This window comes from Bacteroides sp. (genome assembly GCF_029057325.1).
Taxonomy (GTDB): Bacteria; Bacteroidota; Bacteroidia; order Bacteroidales; family Bacteroidaceae; genus Bacteroides.
Genome location: NZ_JAICZW010000116.1, coordinates 1 through 3383, shown reverse-complemented (window position 1 = coordinate 3383; position 3383 = coordinate 1). Strand labels below are relative to the sequence as shown.

Genomic DNA, 3383 nt, shown 5'->3' with positions numbered 1-3383 from the left:
TCCTCATCTTCTCCGTGCCCACGGGCATGTTGATGAACCGCATCGGCCGCCGGAAGACGGTGCTGTTGAGCCTTGTCGTCACCTTCGTGTCGCTGCTGTTGCCCGTTTTCGGTGACGGATATGGGCTGATGCTCGCCTCCTTCTCGTTGCTGGGCATCGGTAACGCGCTGATGCAGACGTCGCTCAATCCGCTGCTTTCCAATATCGTCAGCGGCGAACGGCTGGCAAGCTCGCTCACCTTCGGGCAGTTTGTCAAGGCGATTGCTTCGTTCCTGGCTCCGTACATCGCCATGTGGGGGGCCACGCAATCCATCCCTACGTTCGGCATGGGATGGCGGGTGCTGTTTCCCGTCTATATGCTGGTAGCGGTGGCGGCGATTCTTTGGCTGGGGACTACCTCCATCCACGAGGAGCGGGAGGAGGGACGTCCTTCTACCTTCGGCGAGTGCCTTGCCTTGCTGGGCAAACCGTTCATCTTGCTTTGCTTCGTGGGCATTATGTGCCACGTGGGCATTGATGTGGGCACCAACACCACGGCTCCCAAGATTCTGATGGAGCGGCTGGGCATGACGTTGGCGGATGCCGGTTTTGCCACGAGCCTCTACTTCATCTTCCGCACGGCGGGCTGCTTCCTGGGCGCCTTCATCTTGCAGAAGATGGCTTCGCGAACATTCTTTGCCATCAGCGTGTTGTGCATGTTGGCGGCGATGGCAGGACTTTTTGTCAGCCACGACCGGACGATGATTTACGTTTGCATCGCTTTGGTGGGTTTTGGCAATTCCAACATCTTCCCGATTGTCTTCTCGCAAGCGCTGCTCGCCCTGCCGCAGAAGAAGAACGAGGTCAGCGGGCTGATGATTATGGGACTCTTTGGCGGAACGGTCTTCCCGCTGGCGATGGGCGTGGCGAGCGATGCGATGGGACAGAGCGGTGCCGTGGCGGTGATGACGGTAGGGGTCGTGTACTTATTTTTCTACATGACGAAAATGAGGCACTGATGCCGGAAAAGATAAAAAAACGAAGAAAAACGAGAAAAAAACGCCTCTACAGTACCTTCTGAAGGGGGTGGGGGAAACATAACGACTGAGGTAGCCTCAAGTAACGACTGAGGCAGCCTCAAATAACGACTGAGGTAGCCTCAAGTAACGACTGAGGCTACCACCTGTCAGGCTGAAAATAGTGAATGTAAATCTATAAAATATTATTACCATGAACAATGTAATCGTAGGAATGGGAGAAGCACTGTGGGACTGCCTCCCCGAAGGAAAGAAGATAGGCGGTGCTCCGGCCAACTTTGCCTATCATGTATCGCAATTTGGTTTCGACAGCCGCGTGGTCAGTGCCGTAGGTGCCGATGCCGATGGTGACGAGATACTGAAGGTCTTTGCTCGGAAAGGCCTTCGCACACAGATAGAGCGCGTGCCCTATCCGACGGGTACGGTGCAGGTGACACTGGATGCTGTGGGCGTGCCTTGCTATGACATCCGCGAGGGCGTGGCGTGGGACAACATCCCCTTCACGGACGAGCTGCGCGACTTGGCGCTTCGCACGCGTGCCGTCTGCTTTGGTTCGCTGGCGCAACGCAGTGCGGTGAGCCGTGCCACCATCAACCACTTCCTCGACACGATGCCCGATGTGGACGGTCAGCTGAAGATATTCGACATCAACCTCCGTCAAGGCTTCTATACCAAGGAGATTCTCTGCGAGTCGATGCGCCGCTGCAACGTCCTCAAGATAAACGATGAGGAGCTGGTGACTGTCAGCCGTATCTTCGGCTATCCCGGTATCGACCTGCAGGACAAGTGCTGGATTCTGCTGGCCAAGTACAATCTGAAGATGCTTATCCTGACTTGCGGCACCAACGGCAGCTATGTCTTCACGCCGGGCGTGGTCTCTTTCCAGGAGACGCCGAAGGTGAAGGTGGCGGACACGGTCGGCGCAGGCGACTCCTTCACCGCCGCTTTCACTGCCGCCATCCTCAGCGGAAAGGCGGTGCCCGAAGCACATAAGTTGGCCACAGAGGTTTCGGCATACGTCTGTACGCAGAGTGGGGCGATGCCGGAGTTGCCGGAGGCGTTCAGGGAGCGGATAAAGTAAGCGGCGGTTCCTCCCCGGCTGCTGACTTTCTCTTGAGAAATCGCTTTTAACGAAAACTTATCCGTTCGGATGCATGAAATAAAGTTGGTAAGTATTATTTTTGTCATTCATAACAAACCAACTTAACTTATAATCATTTTTTAGGATATGTCAATTTTCAGCGAGGCAAACATGATTGCCTGTATAGAGAGTAATCTTCCCGAAGGCCAGCACTTCAAGGCAGGTATTCACGCAGTGGTAAAGAAGGTGAAGCTGCGCCGCTTCTTTTCCGGAGTGGCTTACGACCCTTCCAGTAACCTTATCCAGCCTCTTTCCGACGCGCCGCTGCTCTATGTAACTAAGAGTAAAGAGGCCGACTTTGATGCCTATATGGGATTTTCGGAAGACTATCTGGTGATAGTTCCCTGCGAAAAAGAGAGGTGGTACTACGAGCATGTGGAGATTACCGATCCGGAACTTGTGGCGGACATTCTGCCGGTGGCCATGAACGTGGAGTCTCCCTTCAGCGCTTCCGACATTCTGCCGGTCTATCCGCTTTCGCAGGTGGAGAAGTGCAGCATGAAGAAAAACTGGATAGGTGCGTATGTCTGCGAAATCACGTTTGACAACGGCGATTACCTGAAGGTGTTGCTTCCTCCTTTGGCCGGACTCTTTGGCGGTATGCCTCACCATAAGGTCTATCGCGAGGCGATAGTGAAGTTGCTTGAAAAGAAGGGATAACTTGTATGGGGTCGTGAAACAGACAGTTTGACAAAAAAAGAAAGGTGTGTCGAATAAAGGTTGGAACACAGATTTGTGCTCTTTTCTCGATTTCGACACACCTGAGTTTTTCTAATTCTTCCCGGAGGAAAGAATTGCCTATCAGGCTTTGTTCTTAATAATCATTACCTCGATGATGGAGATAGCCGTTTGATCGGGGATTTCAAGAATTTCCGCCATTTGGTTGATCAGTTCCTTTTCCTCCTCTTCCAGCACGCCGTCTGCCAATGCGATATCTACTGCGCAGGCAAAAGCCGTAAGTTTCAGATCATCGGAGAGGCTCTCTACAGAAGCGTTAACCAATGCGCTGGGACCTTGGTTTCTCAGGATTCTGAACAACTTGTCGAACAACTTGTCGAAAGCCGGACCGGAGAAGTTGTCATATATTCTCAAGCGGCGGATGTAGTTGACGATTCCTGCCCATTCTGATTCGGCGATACTTCCGTCTGCACCGGCCATTGCAAGTGCGATTCCGGCAAAAGCTTCTTGTTGAGTCAGCTTAGTTTCTTCCGGTACCTCTTTGAAAA

General features: G+C 53.0%; 4 protein-coding genes. 3 read left to right on the top strand and 1 reads right to left on the bottom strand.

The annotated features are described in order from the left end of the window. The 3 genes from K2G43_RS07120 to K2G43_RS07110 all read left to right on the top strand — a co-directional run. A partial coding sequence (locus K2G43_RS07120; protein WP_300153770.1) for an MFS transporter occupies nucleotides 1-998 on the top strand: 998 nt, incomplete at its 5' end. A gap of 211 nt (nucleotides 999-1209) precedes the next feature. Further along, entirely contained in the window at nucleotides 1210-2097 is an 888-nt protein-coding gene (locus tag K2G43_RS07115) for a carbohydrate kinase (RefSeq protein WP_297674506.1), read from the top strand. A gap of 147 nt (nucleotides 2098-2244) precedes the next feature. Then, the gene (locus K2G43_RS07110; protein ID WP_297641725.1) at nucleotides 2245-2817 is read left to right on the top strand and encodes a hypothetical protein; all 573 of its coding nucleotides are present in this window, start codon (nucleotides 2245-2247) and stop codon (nucleotides 2815-2817) included. Between the two features lie 141 nt (nucleotides 2818-2958). Here K2G43_RS07110 and K2G43_RS07105 read toward each other — a convergent pair. After that, nucleotides 2959-3383, bottom strand: a 425-nt coding sequence (locus K2G43_RS07105) for a tellurite resistance TerB family protein (protein ID WP_366525002.1), incomplete at its 5' end; no start/stop codon positions are given.